This window comes from Couchioplanes azureus (genome assembly GCF_014648355.1).
Classification (GTDB): Bacteria; Actinomycetota; Actinomycetes; order Mycobacteriales; family Micromonosporaceae; genus Actinoplanes; species Actinoplanes azureus.
This window is the reverse complement of the sequence record NZ_BMQY01000003.1, coordinates 639,139-656,979: the sequence shown is the minus strand read 5'-3', so window position 1 is coordinate 656,979 and position 17,841 is coordinate 639,139. Positions and strand designations below refer to the sequence as shown.

Below are 17,841 nucleotides of genomic sequence, written 5' to 3'. Positions count from 1 at the left end.
CGGCGGTCACGCCCCCGCTCATTGCGGCGGGGCGAACCCGAGTGCCGCGTGGGCCGGGGTGGCCGCGGCCGCGATCCGGGCGGCCAGGGCGGCGTTGCGCAGGATGATGCGGACGTTGACCTCCAGGCTCTTGCCCTGCGTGCTGCTGTGGAAGTGGGCCAGCAGGAACGGGGTCACCGCCTTGCCGGTGACCTCGTCGCGGGCCAGCAGCTCGAGGCCCTCGGCCAGGGTCCGGTCGTGCAGGGCGGGGTCGAGCTGCTCGTCCACCGGCAGCGGGTTGCCCAGCACCAGCGCGCCCGTGGCCACGCCCTGGTCCTCCCGGGCCGCCATCGCCGCGGCGACCGCGTCCGGGGAGTCCAGCTGCCAGTCGACGTCGAAGCCGCCGTCGGTCACGAAGAAGCCGGGGAAGCGGCGGGTGCCGTACCCGGCGACGGACACGCCGAGGGTCTCCAGGCGCTCCAGGGTCGCGCCCACGTCGAGGATCGACTTGACGCCGGCGCAGACCACGACGATCGGGGTCCGCGCGAGGGTGGTCAGGTCCGCCGACTCGTCGAACGTCGTGTTCGCCTCCCGGTGCACCCCGCCGAGGCCGCCGGTGGCGAACACGCCGATGCCGGCCGCCGCGGCGACCGCGCTGGTCGCGGCCACGGTGGTGGCGCCGTCCGCCCCGGTGGCGGCGGCGACCGCCAGGTCCCGTACGGACAGCTTGGCCACCCCGTCGGCGCCGGCCAGGTGCTCGATCTGGGCGTCGGAGAGGCCGACGACGAGCTCGCCGCCGATCATGCCGATGGTGGCGGGCACCGCGCCGTTGTCGCGCACGGTCTGCTCGATCTCGCGGGCGACGCGCAGGTTGTCGGGGCGGGGCAGCCCGTGCGAGACGATCGTGCTCTCCAGCGCCACCACGGGGTGGCCGTCACGGCGGGCCCGGGTCACATGGTCGCCGTATCGGATGGTGAAGCGGCCCACCGGCCGCGTGGAATCGGTCACGATGGCAACGGTACGGCGCGGGCGCAGGCCGTTGTCGTTGGACCGAGCAAGCGTGAGGTGTCAGACTTGCAGGTTGGAGCTTCCGCCGCGGAGGCCGGGGGGCTCGCGGTGGTCAGAACTTTTGTATCGACGAGAGGCAGACGCCGTGAGCACGCAGATCCTCGAGCGCCCGGAGACGAAGGACGCGGACACCGGGCCGGAGATGTTCCACTACGTGCGCAAGGAGAAGATCGCCGAAAGCGCCGTCATGGGTACGTTCGTGGTGGCGCTCTGCGGGGAGAAGTTCCCGGTGACCAAGTCGCCGAAGCCGGGTTCGCCGGTGTGCCCGCAGTGCAAGGAGATCTACGAGTCGATGCAGGCCTGATCGGGGACGACCTCGCGTGACGGGAAGCTACAGCCTGCTCGTCGCGGACCTGATCGGTGTGGCGGTCTTCGCGGCCTCCGGCGCGAGCGCCGCCGTCGCGAAGCGGCTCGACCTGTTCGGCGTGGCCTTCGTCGGGTTCCTCGCGGCGCTCGGTGGCGGCATCCTGCGCGATCTCGTGATCGGCGCGGTGCCGCCGCTGGCCTTCTCCGACTGGCGCTACGCCGTGACGGCCGTCGGCGCCTCCCTGGCCGTCTTCTGGCTGCATCCCCAGCTCAACCGGCTACGGCGTACGGTGCTGCTGCTGGACGCGGCGGGACTCGGCCTCTTCACGGTGACCGGCACACTCAAGGCGCTGGACGCCGGCGTGCCGCCGGTGGGCGCCTGCCTGGTGGGAATGCTCACCGGGATCGGCGGCGGCCTGGCCCGCGACCTGGTCACCGCGGAGATCCCGGCGGTGCTGCAGCGCGACATCTACGCGGTGGCCGCGCTCGGCGGCGCCGTCGCGGTCACCGTGCTGAGCTGGCTCGACGTCGCCGACCCGATCACCCTGGCCGCGGCGGCGGCCGGCGTGACGGGGGTACGACTGCTCGCGCTCTACCGCCGGTGGTCGGCGCCGGTGGCCGTGCCGTAACCGTCGTGCCGGGGCCGCCGTCGCCGGTTCCGGCGGTCATGCCGCGGCCGGGAAGGGGCGTCCCGCCGCTATGCTTGGTCCGGCCTCCGCGGCATTGGCGCGGAGGCGTTTCTGTGAATGGAAGGGATCGCCGCCGCTTGAGTCCGCCGTTGCCCAATCTCGACACCTTCCCTCCACTGCGCGACTGGCAGCGCAAGGCGCTGGTGCGTTACCTGCGCAAACGCTCGCCGAACTTCATGGCGGTGGCGACGCCGGGCGCCGGCAAGACGACCTTCGCGCTGCGCATCGCGGCCGAGTTGCTCTGCGACGGCACGGTCGAGGCGGTCACGGTGGTCTGCCCCACCGAGCACCTGAAGACCCAGTGGGCGGCCGCGGCGGCCAGGGTGGGCATCCAGCTGGACTCGGCGTTCCGCAACTCCGACGTGCACAGCGCGCGCGACTTCCACGGTGCGGTGCTGACGTACGCCCAGGTCGGCATGGCGCCGGCGGTGCACCGGCGGCGCACCATGACCCGCCCGACCTTCGTGATCCTCGACGAGATCCACCACGCCGGCGACTCCCGCACCTGGGGCGACGGCGTCAAACAGGCCTTCGAGGAGGCCGAGCGGCGGCTGATGCTGACGGGTACGCCGTTCCGCTCCGACGACAACCCCATCCCGTTCGTGGAGTACGAGCGCGGCGACGACGGCCTGCAGCGCTCCCGCTCCGACTCGGTGTACGGCTACAGCGACGCCCTGCGCGACGGCGTCGTCCGGCCGGTGATCTTCCTGGCGTACTCGGGCGAGACCCGCTGGCGCACCAGCGCGGGCGACGAGCTCGCGGCCCGCCTGGGCGAGCCGATGACCAAGGACCTGATCGCGCAGGCCTGGCGCACCGCCCTGGACCACCGCGGCGACTGGATGCCGCAGGTGATGCGGGCCGCCGACGCCCGGCTGTCCAAGCTGCGCGAGCACGGCATGACGGACGCGGGCGGCCTGGTCATCGCGAGCGACCAGCAGACCGCCCGGGCGTACGCGAAGCTGCTGGAGACCGTCACCGGGGAGAAGGCCGTGGTGGTCCTCTCCGACGACCAGGGCGCGTCGGCGCGCATCGCCCAGTTCGCGGCCTCCGAGCAGCGCTGGCTGGTCGCGGTCCGGATGGTCTCCGAGGGCGTCGACATCCCCCGCCTGGCCGTCGGCGTGTACGCCACCAGCGCCTCCACGCCGCTCTACTTCGCCCAGGCGATCGGCCGCTTCGTCCGCGCCCGCCGCCCGGGGGAGACGGCCACGGTGTTCGTGCCCAGCGTCCCGCACCTGCTCGGCCTGGCCAGCGAGATGGAGGTGCAGCGCGACCACGTCCTCGGCGCCCCCAAGGACCCGGACGGTCTCGACGACGCCCTTCTGGAGCGGGCGCAGCAGGCCGAGGACGCCGCGGGCGAGCTCGAGAAGCGCTTCGAGGCCCTGTCGGCGACGGCCGAGCTCGACCAGGTGATCTACGACGGCGCGTCGTTCGGCACGGGTGCCCGGACCGGCACGCCCGAGGAGGAGGAGTACCTGGGGCTGCCGGGCCTGCTGACCCCGGACCAGGTGGCGGTGCTGCTGAACAAGCGCCAGTCGGAGCAGCTCGCGGCTCAGAAGCGCGCGGCGGCGGCGACGGCGGCCGCGGACCCGGTGCCCGCTCCGCGCGAGCCGGTCGCGACGATGAGCGCCGCGGAACGCCGGGTGGCCCTGCGCCGCCGGCTGAACGCCCTGGTGGCCGCCCACCATCACCGCACCAACCTGCCGCACGGCAAGATCCATGCGGAGCTGCGGCGGTTGTGCGGCGGGCCGCCGAGCGCGCAGGCGACCATCGAGCAGCTCGAGGAGCGCATCGCCACCATCCAGACCCTCTGAGCGGCCTCGGCCGCGGGGGCGGCCCGGGGCGCCGCCTGCGCCAGGGCCCCGGGTTCCCGCGGGGGAGTCGCTCCAGGCATGAAAAAGGGCGCCCCGGCCCGGGACGCCCTTTCGCTGCCTATGGGGTTAGTTGGAGTTAGACATCATTTCCGCACCGCGCCACGTGAACTCGGGGTCGGCGGCGTACTGCACCGCGATCTTCACCAGGTCCTTGGCGTACCTGTTGGCGTGGTGTCCGCAGAACACCAGCTCGCCGCCACCAGCCAGGGTCAAACGGAGCTTCCCGGCTGCGTTGCAGCGGTCGCACCGTTCATCGGCTGCTGGTCCGGCCACGCTTCCCGCCGGCGGCGTGAGAGTCGGGGTCATCGCCTTCCTCCTCTGGTCGTCACCGATGAACATGTTCCTCGGCTAATGCTCACCCATCGTGCAACACCGTTGGCCATTGCAGCCTTCCCACAGTGCCCCGGGGGGACCCAAGTCACACGTGGTCGGGCTAGTGTGCCGTGCCCCAAGGGTGCCACGTCAACGATCACTTCTGCACAACGGTCTGGTCACCACCCGATGATGTACGGGTAGTGACCAAAAGGGCACCTACTGTTGACTACTTGACCGCTTTTCCGGTATTGATCACACTGTCCGTGTCCAGTTCCGGACAGCTGATCTTGAGCCCGGCCGGACCGTGTCCGCCCGGGCCCGTCGTGCCGCCCGGCGAACCGGACGTCCTCCGGCCGAGCCCCGCCACCCGCCCGCGTCCCGTCGGCCGGCGTGGCCGTGACCGTCCGTGTCTTCGTCCGTCGCGACTCTCGGCGCACCTCCGCGCCGCCGCCCCGGCCGGGCGGCCAGGACGCCGTCCGCGTGACCGAGCCGGCGCGTACGAGCACCGCCCGGCGGCAACGGAGCGGCGCGCCCCGTGGGACGCGCCGCCGCCGAGGTTCACCGCGTGCTCCGGACGCGGCCCGGCTCAGTCCAGGTAGTCGCGGAGCACCTGCGAGCGCGACGGGTGCCGCAGCTTCGACATGGTCTTCGACTCGATCTGGCGGATGCGCTCGCGGGTCACCCCGTAGACCTGGCCGATCTCGTCGAGGGTGCGCGGCTGGCCGTCGGTCAGGCCGAAGCGGAGCCGGACCACGCCCGCCTCGCGCTCCGACAGCGTCTGCAGCACCTGCTGGAGCTGGTCCTGCAGCAGCGAGAACGAGACCGCGTCGACGGCGACGACCGCCTCGGAGTCCTCGATGAAGTCGCCGAGCTGGCTGTCGCCCTCGTCGCCGATGGTCTGGTCGAGCGAGATGGGCTCCCGGGCGTACTGCTGGATCTCCAGCACCTTCTCCGGGGTGATGTCCATCTCCTTGGCCAGCTCCTCCGGCGTGGGCTCACGGCCCAGGTCCTGGAGCAGCTCGCGCTGGATGCGGCCGAGCTTGTTGATGACCTCGACCATGTGCACCGGGATGCGGATGGTACGGGCCTGGTCGGCCATGGCGCGGGTGATGGCCTGGCGGATCCACCAGGTGGCGTACGTGGAGAACTTGTAGCCCTTGGTGTAGTCGAACTTCTCGACCGCGCGGATCAGGCCGAGGTTGCCCTCCTGGATGAGGTCCAGGAACGCCATGCCGCGGCCGGTGTAGCGCTTGGCCAGCGACACCACGAGGCGCAGGTTGGCCTCGAGCAGGTGGTTCTTGGCCCGCTCGCCGTCGCGGCCGATCCAGCGCAGGTCGCGCTCGAAGTTGCGGTCGAGCTTCTCCTCGCCCTCGTCGCAGGCGCGCAGGCGCTCGGCGGCGTACAGCCCGGCCTCGATGCGCTTGGCGAGCTCGACCTCCTGCTCCGCGTTGAGCAGGGGCACCTTGCCGATCTGCTTCAGGTAGGCGCGGACCGAGTCGGCCGAGGCGGTCAGCTCGGCGTCGCGCCGGGCCTGCTTCAGCGCCTCCGACTCCTCGTCGTCCCACTCGAAGTCGCCGTCGGTGGCCGAGCTGGCGGCGTCGCTGGCAGCGGCCTGCACCATCGCGGCCGGCTCCTCCACGACGACGTCCTCGAGGTCGGCGGCGAGCTCCTCGGGGTCGATCTCCTCGCCGTCGCCGGGCTCGCCCTCGCCCGGACCGGCGGCCTTCGTGGCCTTGGTCGCCTTCGCCGGACCGGCGGCCTTCTTGGCGGGGCCGGCCTTCTTCGCCGCGGCCTTCTTGGCGGGAGCGGCCGCCTCGGCGGGGGCGTCGGCGTCGGTCGCCGCCTGCTTCGGCGCCGGCGCGGCCTTCTTGGCGGGGGCGCGGGTCGCCTTGGCGGTGGTCGCCTTCGAGGCGGGGGTCGCGGCGCGGGCGGCGGCCACCCGGCGGCGGGTGCTGGCCGAGCCGTCCACGACGACCGTGACGCCCGCGTCCACGAGGGCGCGGAGGATCTTCTTGGCCTGGGCCGGCGTCACCTCGGCGGACTCGACGGTCTGCACGACCTCGGCCGACGTGATCTGCCCGCCCGCACCCTGCGCGTGGGCGATCAGGGCCTCGGTGAGAGAGCGAACGTCGGCACCGGTCTGGTGGGCTTCTGTCACGAATGACCTTCCGGAGGGCGATGTAACACGGCCAAGGGCCCAGCGCAGCACGCGGCGAAACGAGGCTGGCCGGTGTGGTGTGGGAGCCCGAGGAACGCGGACGGGGCTTGCGGGCGGTGTCCGTGAAGCGCGGGCAGGGGTGAATTGTAGCGCCGTCGAGCGAGATCCTCCCGCCGCAGCACGCCGCGGGGGGTCGCCGACCTCTCTTCGTGCGCCGGGCGGGAGAATGGTAGCCACGGAAAGGGCGGTGGGAAGTGGCCGAGAACGCCGAGGTGCCGGCGCCGGAGGAGTTGCTGGCGATCGCCGTGCGGATCGCGCGGGAGGCCGCCGGGACGGCCCGGCGCATGCGCGCCGAGGCGATCGCCGACGTGCAGACCAAGAGCACGGACACCGATGTGGTGACGGCGGCCGACAAGGCCGTCGAGCGCCAGGTGGTCGACGAACTGCGGCGGCTGCGGCCGGGCGACGGCGTGCTGGGCGAGGAGTACGGCGGCAGCGCCGCGCCCGCCGGCCGGGTGCGCTGGATCCTCGACCCGATCGACGGCACGGTCAACTACCTCTACGGCCTCCCGCAGTACGCGGTGTCCCTGGCGGCCGAGGTGGACGGCGTCGTGGTCGCCGGAGTGGTCCGCAACGCCGCGACCGGCGACGAGTGGACCGCCACCCGCGGCGGCGGCGCGTGGCGCGGCGAGCGGCGGCTCCACGGCTCCGCGCGGACGTCTCTGGACCAGGCGCTGGTCGCCACCGGCTTCGGCTACGACCCGGCCCGCCGCGCGCATCAGGGAGCCGTGCTGGCGGCCCTGATCACGCGGGTCCGGGACGTCCGCCGCCTCGGCGCGGCCGCACTGGACCTGTGCCTGGCCGCCGAGGGCGGGGTGGACGCCTACTTCGAGAAGGGGCTGCACGCCTGGGACCACGCGGCCGGTGGCCTGGTCGCGGCCGAGGCGGGCCTGCGGGTGTCCGGACTCGACGGACGCCCGGCCGGCGCGGACATGCTCGTGGCCGCCCCGCCGGCGCTCTTCCCCGCGCTGCACGACGCGCTGGTGGAGCTGGACGCCGCCGGCGGCCCCTGACCGGCCCGGCCGGGCGACGGTCAGGAGTCCTTCTTGTCCGGTGCGGGGCAGGCGCCCGGCGGCACCTGCGGCTCGCCGAGCTCGACCAGCGACTGGTTGACCTCGGTGGTCGTGGCGAGCTGCTGGAACTGGCTGCCGATCACGATGTCGACCACCGCGCCCTTGCGCTTGGGGTTGTACTGCGGGTCGGCCTGGTTGAGGAAGTACGCGCGCAGCAGCCAGGCCGAGCCGACCGCCTCCGGGCCGTACCGCATGACCGCGACGCCGTCGACCTTCTCGTTGTTCTCGGCGGGCTTCTGGGTCTGGAAGCGCCGGTTCTTGAACTCGTTGGTGACGTTGTCGGCGAGGCCGGGCTGGTCGGTGCCGTTGTAGACCTTGACCGTGACCTCCTGGGGCAGGTCCGGCAGGGTCACGTCGGCCAGGACGGAGCCGTCGGGGCAGCCGCCCTCGGCCACGGCGCCGCCCTGGGTGTCGCGGACCAGCGCCACGACGACGAAGACCACCGCGGCCACGGCGAGTACGCCGACCACGACGAGCGCTCGGACGCGCGCAAAGCTCATGGTGCAGTGCTCCAGGGTGAGGTCGGCTCGGCGACGGAAGGGTCTGCGGGTGAGGTTAGCGTCTGGCCGTGACGCGCGCGGAAACAGGGAATGTTTCCGGCGCGGCGACGATGATCCACGGGCTGTGCCCCCTACCTTGATGTCGCCTCAGTCACATCGGGAACAATTGGCCGCCCATGGACGTACAAGCGTCCCACTAGGGCGGTAAGGTGCCGCGTTTGCCGGGGCAGTTTCACGAGGGGGTGGAGGCGCCTCGGCGGATGGTCGTTCCCTGCTGTCTGGGCCGGGGAGAAAAGTCCGTCACAACGGGAACCGAAACGTCGTCGCCGGCGTTACTTACGCCAAGTGACACATCGATACAGGAGAGTGAAAACCGATGGCCACCGACTACGACGCCCCGCGTCGCGACGAGGTCGACCTCGGCGAGGACAGCCTCGAGGAGCTGAAGGCCCGTCGCGCCGACTCGCAATCGGGCGCAGTGGACGTCGACGAGGTCGAGGTGGCGGAGAGCTTCGAGCTCCCCGGTGCCGACCTGGCCGACGAGGAACTCACCGTCAAGGTGCTGCCGATGCAGACCGACGAGTTCCGCTGCGCCCGCTGTTTCCTGGTGCATCACCGCAGTCAGCTCGCGGTCGAGCGCAACGGGGAACTGATCTGCCGCGAGTGCGCCTGACCGGCGCACCCGTCGTGCCAGCCACCCGGCCGTCGGTGACGGCCGGGCGTCGTGCGACCCCTGCCTCGGGGGCGCGCGGCGTGTGACCTGTGTGTCCGCCTGTCTCCTTGGGTAGAGGGTCACTGACGGCAGACGAACGGGAGGTCGACCACCATGAGCCGCCCAGACGAGAACTCGGCACCGACCGCAGAGCCGGGGCGCGAGCTCATCGAGGTCGACCCGGCACCGGCACGCGACGCTGCCGTGCGCCCGGAGCCGGATCCCGCCGCCGGCGACGGCATCGGCGCCACCGTGGCCGCGCTCACGGCCGACGACCTGGCGCCGGACCAGCGCCGGCACCTGCTCGGCCGGCTCGTCGGCGACGTGCGCCGGGGCGGGCTGGGCCGGCTGTTCCGCCCGCGGGCGGCGCTGCGCTGGATGGCCGACGTGGTCGCCGACGTCGCTCCGCACGTACCGATCCGAGATGTGGATACTCTGCGCCGGCACTTCGCCGGGCTCGACGGCGACGAGCTCGCCGAGCGGCTCGTCCGCAACGCGTCCCGGGCCACCGCCGGGGTCGGGGCGGCCGGCGGTGGTGTGGCCTCGCTCGAGTGGGTCGTCACCCCGGCGTTGCTCTCCGCGCCGGTGCTGCTGGCCGCCGAGACGGTCGCCGTGGTCGCCGTCGAGCTGAAGCTGATCGGCGAGCTGCACGAGGTGTACGGCCGGCCGATCACCGGCTCCGCGGGCCACCGGGCCGCCGCGCTGCTGCAGTCCTGGTCCGGCCAGCGGGGCGTCAACCCGCTGGTCCCGGGGGTCGGGGTCGCCACGGTGCTCGGCACCGCGGCCCGCAAGGAGCTGCAGGCCAGCCTGCTGCGCCGCTTCGGGCGCAACCTGACCACGATGGGCCCGCTGCTGACCGGCGCCGCCGTGGCCGGCTATCTGAACCGCCGGGCCACCCGGAACCTCGGTGAGAACCTCGTCAAGGACCTGCGCAAGAAGCGCCCGGCCACCCGCGGCTAGCGCTCAGCCGGTGCGCCGCGCCGCCAGGATCGCGGTCGCCAGCTCGACCGGGCGCCGGGTGCTGACCACCCAGAACGGGGTGGGGTCCGCGGGGTCGTCGAGCACCACCTGCACCGCGCCCGGGATCCAGGGACGCTGGACCACGAAGGCCAGCGGGTGCGAGCCGACGCCGAGCACCTCGCGCCGGCCGTCGGCGTCCAGCGCCACCACGTCCGCCACGACCGAGAGCGGCAGCCGGGCGTCGTCGACCTGGAGCTCGGTCGCCGTGACGGCGACCCGGATGCGCCCCAGCCACCAGGGGAGCAGCGTCGACAGCGGCAGCAGCAGCACGAACGGCACCCAGGAACGCAGCCCGTCGCTGCCCAGCCAGATCTCGGTGGCCAGCAGGCCGGCGAGGGCGGCCGCGGCGGGCCACATCCACCAGGGGGCGCGCAGCCGCTCGGCGTACGCGGCGGGCTCGGCCGTGCGTGCGGAGGGCTCGGATGTCACGCTGGTGAGGGTACGGCGCGCCTCCGTCCCCGATGACGGCAGGATGGCAGGGTGGGTGCCGCCCGATCCACTTCGACGTGAGGACTTTCCGCCCGTGAACATCCAGGTCCGTCTCCTCGACCCCGGCCTGCCGCTGCCGGCGTACGCGCACCCCGGCGACGCCGGCGCCGACCTGTACGCGGCCGAGAGCGTGGAGCTGGCGCCGGGGGAGTGGAAGTGCGTGCCGACCGGGGTCGCCATCGCGCTCCCGGACGGGTACGTGGGACTCGTGCACCCGCGCTCCGGTCTCGCCGCTCGCCTGGGTGTGACGGTGCTCAACGCGCCCGGTACGGTCGACGCCGGTTACCGCGGCGAGATCCTCGTGAATCTCATCAACCACGACCGGGAGCGCCCGGTCGCGATCTCCCGGGGCGACCGCATCGCCCAGCTGGTGGTCCAGCGGGTCGAGCGGGCCGTGTTCCAGGTCGTCGACGAGCTCGACGGCAGCGCGCGCGGCACGGGCGGCCACGGTTCCACCGGCGGCCACGAGGCGCTGCCCGACGGCGGGAACGGCCACGTGGCGCTGCCGGGGCAGGTCGATGGAGCCGGGAACGGTCACATGGCGCTGCCGGCGCAGCACAATCTCTAGATCGGGAAGGTGGCAAGCAGATGTTCTCCCGCAAGCGCGGAGGCCCACGGCACGTACGCCCGGACGACGCGCCCCAGTCGTCGGCGCTCGCCCAGAGCATGGGTGACCTGCCGCCGGCGCCCGACTTCGGCCCCTGGGACAGCAAGCAGGCGCCCGAGGGGGTCCAGCGCCTCGACCTCGGCAGCCTGCTGATCCCGGCGGTCGAGGGCGTCGAGGTGCGGGTGCAGGCCAACCCCGAGGGCGGCGTCGAGCAGATCGTCCTGGTGCACGGCAACAGCGCGTTGCAGCTCGGCGTCTTCGCCGCGCCGCGTACCGAGGGCATCTGGGACGAGGTCCGCGACGAGATCGCCGCCGCGATGAAGGCGGACGGCGCCGCGCCGCGCGAGGTGGAGGGGCCGTACGGCATCGAGCTCGCGGCCCGGGTGAACACCCCCGACGGCCCGGCGGACGTCCGGTTCGTCGGCGTGGACGGGCCGCGCTGGATGGTCCGTGCCCTCTACCAGGGGCTGGCCGCCGCCGACCCGGCACAGGAGGGGGTGCTCGGGGAGTGCCTGCGCGGCCTGGTCGTGGTCCGCGACAACGAGGCCCGGCCGGTGCGCGAGGCGCTTCCCTTGCGGCTGCCGCGGGAGATGTCCGAGGCCGCCCACCAGCACGCGCACGCCCACGAGGACCCGACGCCGCCGGACGCGCCGCCGCACCAGGAGATGCCCGGCCCGAACGGCCGCCACGCGCACTGAGCGACCGGACGGAGATCACATTCGCGCCGGGTGATCTAGGTCACCCGGTGCGCTTCCGGCGTACGGTGGATGGACGGTCCCTGATCACACTGGGCCGTCCGCCGGTACCCCCGCCGGTGGAATCGCGGTTCGCGGACAGAGGTAGCACGAGGTCATGACGACCGATGAGCGCACCACCGGATTGCGCCGGTTCCTGGAGCGGCTGACCGCCTCCGAGGCGGAGCTGGACGCCCAGGAGCTGCAGCGCGACAGCGCCAAGTGCGGCGCGATGCCGGCCGGGCAGTGCCGGCGGGGTCAGGTCGTCTCCGTGTCGGGACGACTGCGCACGGTGGCGTACACTCCCCGGACCAACCTGCCGACGCTCGAGGCCGACCTCTACGACGGCAGCGACGTGGTCACGCTCGTCTTCCTGGGCCGCCGCTCGATCGCCGGCATCGAACCGGGGCGTCAGCTGACCGCGCGCGGCCGGATCGCGATCCGGGACGACCGCAAGGTCATCTACAACCCGTACTACGAGCTGGAGGCGCCCCGGTGACACCCGGCAGCGAACCCCGTCACGCCGCCCACGAGACGGTGGAGGAGCGGGTCGCCGAGGAGGTTGTCGAGGAACTCGACCTGCACCCGGTCGACGAGCCCCTGCCCTCGATGAGCGAGCAGATCGCCGAGCAGCTGGGCGGGGTCCGCGGCCTCATCGAGTCGAGCCTGCCGGTGCTGGTGTTCGTGGTGCTCAACGTGGTGCTCGGGGACGCGGTCCTGGACCTGCCGAAGAAGACCGCGCTCTACTGGGCGATCGGCGGCAGCGTGGGCTCGGCGCTGGCCATCGGGGCGTACCGGCTGAGCCGCAGGCAGCCGATCCGGCACGCGGTCAACGGCATCTTCGGCATCGCGGTCGGCGCCTTCCTGGCGTGGCGCACCGGCGACGCGAAGAACTTCTACCTGCCCGGCATCCTGCTCACCCTGGGGCAGGTCGTCCTGCTCATCGCGTCGGTCGCGGTCCGCCGCCCGATCATCGGGTACGTGTGGGGCGTGCTGGCCAACGGCGGCAAGCACGACTGGTTCGACAACCCGCGGCTGTTCCGTACGTTCCAGTGGCTGACCCTGCTCTGGGCCGCCTCGCTCTTCGTCCGGGCCGGCGTGCAGGGCTGGCTCTGGCTCGCCGACGAGGCCAACGCCATCGGCATCGTCCGCATCCTGATCAGCTGGCCCATCTACGCGGCGACGTTCGCCTTCACGGCCTGGGCCGTGCACCGGGTGACCGCCGCCCAGGCGGCCGAGAAGGCCGCGGCCGGCAAGGACCCCGCCGGCGCCTGACCCGTCCGGCGCGGGACGGGTCAGGCCGGATCGCCGAGCTTGCCGAGGACGACGGCCCGGACCGCGTCCTCCACCTCGGTGGTGCAGACGAAGATGAGCTCGTCGCCGGCCTCGAGCGGGTCGTCCGGCGTCGGCACCAGCACGCGCTTGCCGCGCAGCACGGCCACCAGCGCCGCGTCCCGGGGCATCGGCACCGAGCGGACCGGCTGCCCGACGTACGGGGCGTTCGCCGGCAGGGTGATCTCGACGAGGTTCGCCTCGCCCTGCCGGAAGGTCATCAGGCGGACCAGGTCGCCGACCGTCACCGCCTCCTCGACCAGGGCGGCCATCAGCCGCGGCTTGCTCACCGCGACGTCGACGCCCCACTGCTCGGTGAAGAGCCACTCGTTCTCGGCCCGGTTGACCCGGGCCACCACCCGGTTGACCGCGAACTCGGTCTTGGCCAGCAGGGAGACCACCAGGTTGGCCTTGTCGTCGCCGGTGGCGGCCACGACCACGTCGCAGCCCGCCACGTCGGCCTCCTCGAGGCTGCTCACCTCGCACGCGTCCGCGAGCACCCATTCGGCCTCGGGCACCCGCTCCGGGCGCAACTGGCGCGGCTGGCGCTCGATCAGCATCACCTGGTGGCCGTTGCCGATGAGCTCGCATGCGATGGAACGGCCGACGTTGCCGGCGCCCGCGATGGCGATCCGCATGATCAGTGACCCCCCATCCCGGCGCTCGCGGCCGCCGCGAGGACCTGGTCGACGATGTCGTCGGTGACCAGCACGAAGACCTGGTCGCCGTCCTGGATCACGGTGGAGGGCGAGGCCAGCGAGCCGATGCCGAAGCGCATCAGGTAGGCCACCCGGGTGCCCAGGGTGTCCTCCAGCGCGGTGAGCGACCGGCCCACCCAGTCGCGGTGCAGCGGCGCCTCGACGATCGAGACGGCGCTGGTCGGGTCGCGGAACACCTCGACGGTGCCCTCGGGCACCAGGTGCCGGACCATGCGGTCGGCGGCCCAGCGGATCGTCGCGACGGTCGGGATGCCGAGGCGTTCGTAGACGAGCGCGCGCCGGGCGTCGTAGATGCGGGCCACGACGCGCGACACGCCGTAGGTCTCGCGGGCCAGCCGGGCCGAGATGATGTTGGAGTTGTCGCCGCTGGATACGGCCGCGAAGGCGTCCGCCCGCTCGATGCCGGCCTGGCGCAGGACGTCGCGGTCGAAGCCGATGCCGGTGACGGTCTCGCCGCCGAACTCGGCACCCAGGCGGCGGAAGGCGTCGGAATTCTGGTCGATGATCGCGACCGAGTGGCCGCGGGCGTCGAGCTTGTGGGCCAGCGTCGACCCGAGCCGGCCGCAGCCCATGATCACCACGTGCAAGGTTCTCGCGCCTCCCGCTGGATGCCTACTCAGCAGAGCGTGCCATGCCGCGGCGACGGATGGTGCCCGGGGCGGCCGACAACGTGTGGCACGCGGCCGTAGTCTTGGCGCTTGTGGCGAGTTCGACGTCCTTAGCCAAGCGCCTGCTGCTGGGCCGGCCCTTCCGTTCCGACCGGCTGCAGCACACGCTGCTGCCGAAGCGGATCGCGCTGCCGGTGTTCGCCTCGGACGCCTTGTCGAGCGTCGCCTACGCGCCCGACGAGATCCTGCTGACCCTCTCCATCGCCGGGGCCGGCGCCTTCGTCTACTCGCCGTGGATCACGCTGGCCGTCGCGGTCGTCATGGTCACGGTGGTGCTGAGCTACCGGCAGAACGTGTACGCCTACCCCTCCGGCGGCGGCGACTACGAGGTCGCGACCGTCAACCTCGGCCCGCGGTTCGGCGTGGCGGTGGCGAGCGCCCTGCTCGTCGACTACATCCTCACCGTCGCCGTGTCCATCAGCGCGGGGGTGACGAACCTGGGCTCGGTCATCCCGTTCGTCGCCGAGCACAAGATCGGCATCGCCCTGGCCGCGGTCGCCGTGCTGGCCGCGCTCAACCTGCGCGGCCTGCGGGAGTCCGGGACGGCGTTCGCCATCCCGACGTACGCGTTCATCGTGATCATCCTCGGCATGATCCTCACCGGCCTGGTCCGGGTCTTCGTCCTCGGCCAGGACCTGCGCGCGCCCAGCGCGGACCTGGTCATCGACGCCGAGGAGCATCACCTCACCAGCATCGGGTTCGTGTTCCTGCTGCTGCGCACGTTCTCGTCCGGATGCGCCGCGCTGACCGGTGTGGAGGCCATCTCCAACGGCGTGCCGGCCTTCAAGGCGCCGAAGAGCAAGAACGCCGCGACCACGCTGCTGCTGCTCGGCAGCGTGGCGATCCTCATGCTGGTCGGGATCGTGATGCTGGCCCGCGCGACGCACCTGCAGTTCGTCGAGGACGCCGCGCAGATCGTCGAGGGACCGCCGGACTACGTGCAGAAGACCGTCACCACGCAGCTGGGCGAGACCGTCTTCGGCAGCGGCTCGATCCTGCTCTACCTGGTCGGTGCGGTCACCGCCCTGATCCTCTTCCTCGCCGCCAACACCGCCTTCAACGGCTTCCCGGTGCTCGGCTCGATCCTCGCCCAGGACCGCTACCTGCCGCGCCAGCTGCACACCCGGGGCGACCGCCTGGCGTTCAGCAACGGCATCATCTTCCTGGCCGTCGCGGCGATCGTGCTCATCGTGGCGTTCGACGCCGAGGTGACCCGGCTGATCCAGCTCTACATCGTCGGCGTCTTCGTGTCGTTCACGCTCTCGCAGGCCGGCATGATCCGGCATTGGAACCGGCTGCTGCGGACCCAGCGGGACCCGAACCGGCGCCGGCAGATGTACCGGTCGCGGGGCATCAACACCGTCGGCATGGCGCTCACCGGGGCCGTGCTGATCGTCGTACTGATCACCAAGTTCCTGCTCGGCGCGTGGATCGCCATCGTGGCGATGCTGGTGATCTACGTGCTCATGCTCAGCATCCGCAAGCACTACGTGCGGGTGGCCGAGGAGCTGCAGCCCACCGACGAACGCCCGGTGCTGCCCTCGCGCAACCACGCCATCGTCCTCGTCAGCAAGGTCCACATGCCCACCCTGCGGGCGGTGGCGTACGCCCGGGCCACCCGCCCGGACACGCTCACCGCGGTGACCGTGAACGTGGACGACAAGGACACCCGCAAGATCCAGGAGGAGTGGGAGCGCCGGCAGGTGCCCGTGTCGCTAACCGTGGTCGACTCGCCGTACCGGGAGATCACCCGGCCGATCATCGACTTCGTGAAGAGCGTGCGGCGCGGCTCGCCGCGCGACGTGGTCACGGTCTTCGTCCCCGAGTACGTCGTGGGCCGCTGGTGGGAGAACCTCCTGCACAACCAGAGCGCGCTGCGGATCAAGGGCCGGCTGCTCTTCGAGCCCGGCGTGATGGTGACCAGCGTGCCGTGGCAGCTGCGCTCCAGCCAGGACCGGGACCTGGAACGGCTGGACGAGCACCTGAGCCGGGCGCCCGCCCGCGGTCCCCGCACCCGCCGTACCGACATGGTGGCCCCGGCCGCCGTGACCGCGGTGGACGAGGCCGTGACGCCGGCCGCCCCGGCGCTCCCGAGCTCCTCGGCCACCTCCGCGACGCCGGACGACGCGCAGTGACTCCGGCCGGGGAGGGCGCCGGCGTCCGGCTCAGCTCGCCCGCAGCGGAAGACCCGAGCCAGGACCTGGTGGAGGGCGACCGCGTCGAGCTGGTGACGGGGGCGCCCGCGCACGGCGGGCACTGCGTGGCCCGCCTCGGCGGGGAGCACGGCCGCGTGGTGTTCGTGCGGCACGCCCTGCCGGGGGAACGGGTCACGGCCGAGATCACCGAGCTGCACCGGGGCTATCTGCGCGCCGACGCGGTGGCCGTGCACGACGCCTCGCCGGACCGGGTGACGCCGCCCTGCCCGTACGCGCGTCCCGGCGGTTGCGGGGGCTGTGACCTGCAGCATGTCGCCCCGGCGGCGCAGCGCGAGTGGAAGGCCGCGGTCGTGCGCGAGCTGCTCCAGCGGCTGGGCGGGCTGAGCGCCGAACGGATCGGCGAGCTGGACCCGGCCGTGCGGGCGCTGCCCGGCGGGCCGCTGGGCTGGCGCTCGCGGATCCGCTACGCCGTCGACGCCGCCGACCGCCCCGGCCTGCTCAAGCACCGTTCGCACGAGGTCGTGCCGATCGACTTCTGCCGGATCGCCCATCCACGGCTGCGGGAACTGGATGTCACGTCGCGGCTGTGGCCGGGCGTCAGCGCCGTCGAGGCGGTCGCCTCCACCGGCGGCGACGTCACGGTCCTGGCCCGCGCCGCGCGTGGCGCCGGCGCGCCCCCGCCGGGCTCCGCGGACGCGGACCCGGCCGGGTCGATGCTCGACGAGGCGCACGGCGGTGACCGCGCGCTGATCGAGGGCGCGCCCGAGGTCCGGGAGCTGGCAGCCGGCCGGGAGTGGCACGTGCCCGCCGAAGGCTTCTGGCAGATCCACCCGGCGGCGGCGGACACGCTGGTGGACGCCGTGCTCGCACTGCTGCGACCCGAGCCGGGCGAGGTCTGCTGGGACCTCTACGGCGGCGCCGGGCTGTTCGCGGCCGCCGTGGCCGCCCGGACCGGAGCGCGGACGACGGTGGTCGAGTCGTCGCCGGCCGGGGTGGCGGCCGCCCGCCGAAACCTCGCCGGGGTGGCCGGTGCGGAGGTGGTCGCGGCCCGGGTCGACGCCGCGCTCGCCCGGCGCCGGATCGCCGGGCCGGTCGACCTGGTCGTGCTGGATCCGCCGCGCAGCGGTGCCGGCGCCAAGGTCGTCCGGGCGGTCGCGGCGGCCCGGCCCCGTGCGGTCGCCTACGTCGCCTGCGACCCGGCGGCGCTGGCCCGCGACGTGCGGACCTTCGCCGACGAGGGGTGGCGGCTCGAGGCGCTGCGGGCGTACGACTGCTTCCCGATGACCCAGCACGTGGAGTGCGTGGCGCTGCTGGTCCCGGACGCGACCGCGGTGAGCTGAGTCTCCGTCCGCCGGTTGTGCAGGTTTTGTGCAGGACGTCGCAGT

19 protein-coding genes are annotated in these 17,841 nt (G+C 72.9%); 12 read left to right on the top strand and 7 right to left on the bottom strand.

What is annotated here, in order from left to right; genetic code table 11:
• Nucleotides 1-18: 18 nt before the first annotated feature.
• Complete coding sequence (locus IEY99_RS14245) at nt 19-966, bottom strand: pseudouridine-5'-phosphate glycosidase (RefSeq protein WP_189203625.1); 948 nt, start codon at nt 964-966, stop codon at nt 19-21.
• Nucleotides 967-1,132: 166 nt separating this feature from the next.
• Here IEY99_RS14245 and IEY99_RS14240 point away from each other — a divergent pair, with 166 nt between their 5' ends.
• From IEY99_RS14240 to IEY99_RS14230, 3 genes are all read left to right on the top strand, one after another.
• Entirely contained in the window at nt 1,133-1,351 is a 219-nt protein-coding gene (locus IEY99_RS14240; RefSeq protein WP_189203222.1) for a DUF3039 domain-containing protein, read from the top strand.
• 16 nt (nt 1,352-1,367) lie between these two features.
• The gene (locus tag IEY99_RS14235) at nt 1,368-1,982 is read left to right on the top strand and encodes a trimeric intracellular cation channel family protein (protein ID WP_189203220.1); all 615 of its coding nucleotides are present in this window, start codon (nt 1,368-1,370) and stop codon (nt 1,980-1,982) included.
• 137 nt (nt 1,983-2,119) lie between these two features.
• Nucleotides 2,120-3,853 carry a DEAD/DEAH box helicase gene (locus IEY99_RS14230; RefSeq protein WP_189203218.1) on the top strand — a complete coding sequence of 578 codons (1,734 nt, stop codon included), beginning with the start codon at nt 2,120-2,122 and terminating at the stop codon, nt 3,851-3,853.
• Nucleotides 3,854-3,979: 126 nt separating this feature from the next.
• Here IEY99_RS14230 and IEY99_RS14225 read toward each other — a convergent pair whose 3' ends face one another.
• Nucleotides 3,980-4,219: a DUF7455 domain-containing protein gene (locus IEY99_RS14225; protein WP_189203215.1), complete on the bottom strand. Its 240-nt coding sequence runs from the start codon at nt 4,217-4,219 to the stop codon at nt 3,980-3,982.
• 595 nt (nt 4,220-4,814) lie between these two features.
• Nucleotides 4,815-6,386, bottom strand: coding sequence for an RNA polymerase sigma factor (locus IEY99_RS14220; protein ID WP_189203213.1), 1,572 nt, complete (start codon nt 6,384-6,386; stop codon nt 4,815-4,817).
• Between the two features lie 254 nt (nt 6,387-6,640).
• Here IEY99_RS14220 and IEY99_RS14215 point away from each other — a divergent pair, with 254 nt between their 5' ends.
• Complete coding sequence (locus tag IEY99_RS14215; protein WP_229798646.1) at nt 6,641-7,459, top strand: inositol monophosphatase family protein; 819 nt, start codon at nt 6,641-6,643, stop codon at nt 7,457-7,459.
• A gap of 20 nt (nt 7,460-7,479) precedes the next feature.
• On the opposite strand, the gene IEY99_RS14210 is transcribed toward IEY99_RS14215, so the two are convergent.
• Entirely contained in the window at nt 7,480-8,019 is a 540-nt protein-coding gene (locus IEY99_RS14210; protein ID WP_189203211.1) for a LytR C-terminal domain-containing protein, read from the bottom strand.
• Nucleotides 8,020-8,395: 376 nt separating this feature from the next.
• Here IEY99_RS14210 and IEY99_RS14205 point away from each other — a divergent pair, with 376 nt between their 5' ends.
• Both IEY99_RS14205 and IEY99_RS14200 read left to right on the top strand, forming a co-directional pair.
• On the top strand, nt 8,396-8,692 hold the full coding sequence (locus IEY99_RS14205; RefSeq protein ID WP_023561654.1) for a DUF4193 domain-containing protein: 297 nt from the start codon (nt 8,396-8,398) through the stop codon (nt 8,690-8,692).
• A 153-nt stretch (nt 8,693-8,845) separates the two neighbouring features.
• Complete coding sequence (locus IEY99_RS14200; RefSeq protein ID WP_229798644.1) at nt 8,846-9,691, top strand: hypothetical protein; 846 nt, start codon at nt 8,846-8,848, stop codon at nt 9,689-9,691.
• 3 nt (nt 9,692-9,694) lie between these two features.
• Here IEY99_RS14200 and IEY99_RS14195 read toward each other — a convergent pair whose 3' ends face one another.
• Nucleotides 9,695-10,180, bottom strand: coding sequence for a DUF3093 domain-containing protein (locus IEY99_RS14195; protein WP_268245112.1), 486 nt, complete (start codon nt 10,178-10,180; stop codon nt 9,695-9,697).
• A gap of 43 nt (nt 10,181-10,223) precedes the next feature.
• On the opposite strand from IEY99_RS14195, the gene dut reads away from it, so the two are divergent.
• The 4 genes from dut (at nt 10,224) to IEY99_RS14175 (ending at nt 12,856) form a co-directional block, all read left to right on the top strand.
• Entirely contained in the window at nt 10,224-10,808 is a 585-nt protein-coding gene (gene dut, locus IEY99_RS14190) for a dUTP diphosphatase (protein WP_189203207.1), read from the top strand.
• Nucleotides 10,809-10,828: 20 nt separating this feature from the next.
• Complete coding sequence (locus tag IEY99_RS14185) at nt 10,829-11,545, top strand: DUF3710 domain-containing protein (RefSeq protein WP_189203205.1); 717 nt, start codon at nt 10,829-10,831, stop codon at nt 11,543-11,545.
• Nucleotides 11,546-11,699: 154 nt separating this feature from the next.
• Nucleotides 11,700-12,080, top strand: coding sequence for an OB-fold nucleic acid binding domain-containing protein (locus tag IEY99_RS14180; protein WP_189203203.1), 381 nt, complete (start codon nt 11,700-11,702; stop codon nt 12,078-12,080).
• The gene (locus tag IEY99_RS14175; RefSeq protein ID WP_189203201.1) at nt 12,077-12,856 is read left to right on the top strand and encodes a DUF3159 domain-containing protein; all 780 of its coding nucleotides are present in this window, start codon (nt 12,077-12,079) and stop codon (nt 12,854-12,856) included. The genes IEY99_RS14180 and IEY99_RS14175 overlap by 4 nt, the downstream gene beginning before the upstream one ends.
• Nucleotides 12,857-12,876: 20 nt before the next feature.
• Here the strand turns inward: IEY99_RS14175 and IEY99_RS14170 are convergent, their stop codons facing one another.
• On the bottom strand, nt 12,877-13,551 hold the full coding sequence (locus tag IEY99_RS14170; protein WP_189203199.1) for a potassium channel family protein: 675 nt from the start codon (nt 13,549-13,551) through the stop codon (nt 12,877-12,879).
• Between the two features lie 2 nt (nt 13,552-13,553).
• Entirely contained in the window at nt 13,554-14,219 is a 666-nt protein-coding gene (locus tag IEY99_RS14165; protein ID WP_189203197.1) for a potassium channel family protein, read from the bottom strand.
• Nucleotides 14,220-14,332: 113 nt separating this feature from the next.
• On the opposite strand from IEY99_RS14165, the gene IEY99_RS34210 reads away from it, so the two are divergent.
• Nucleotides 14,333-16,435 carry an APC family permease gene (locus IEY99_RS34210; protein ID WP_189203195.1) on the top strand — a complete coding sequence of 701 codons (2,103 nt, stop codon included), beginning with the start codon at nt 14,333-14,335 and terminating at the stop codon, nt 16,433-16,435.
• 65 nt (nt 16,436-16,500) lie between these two features.
• Nucleotides 16,501-17,796 carry a class I SAM-dependent RNA methyltransferase gene (locus tag IEY99_RS34205; protein ID WP_189203619.1) on the top strand — a complete coding sequence of 432 codons (1,296 nt, stop codon included), beginning with the start codon at nt 16,501-16,503 and terminating at the stop codon, nt 17,794-17,796.
• Nucleotides 17,797-17,841 lie beyond the last annotated feature (45 nt).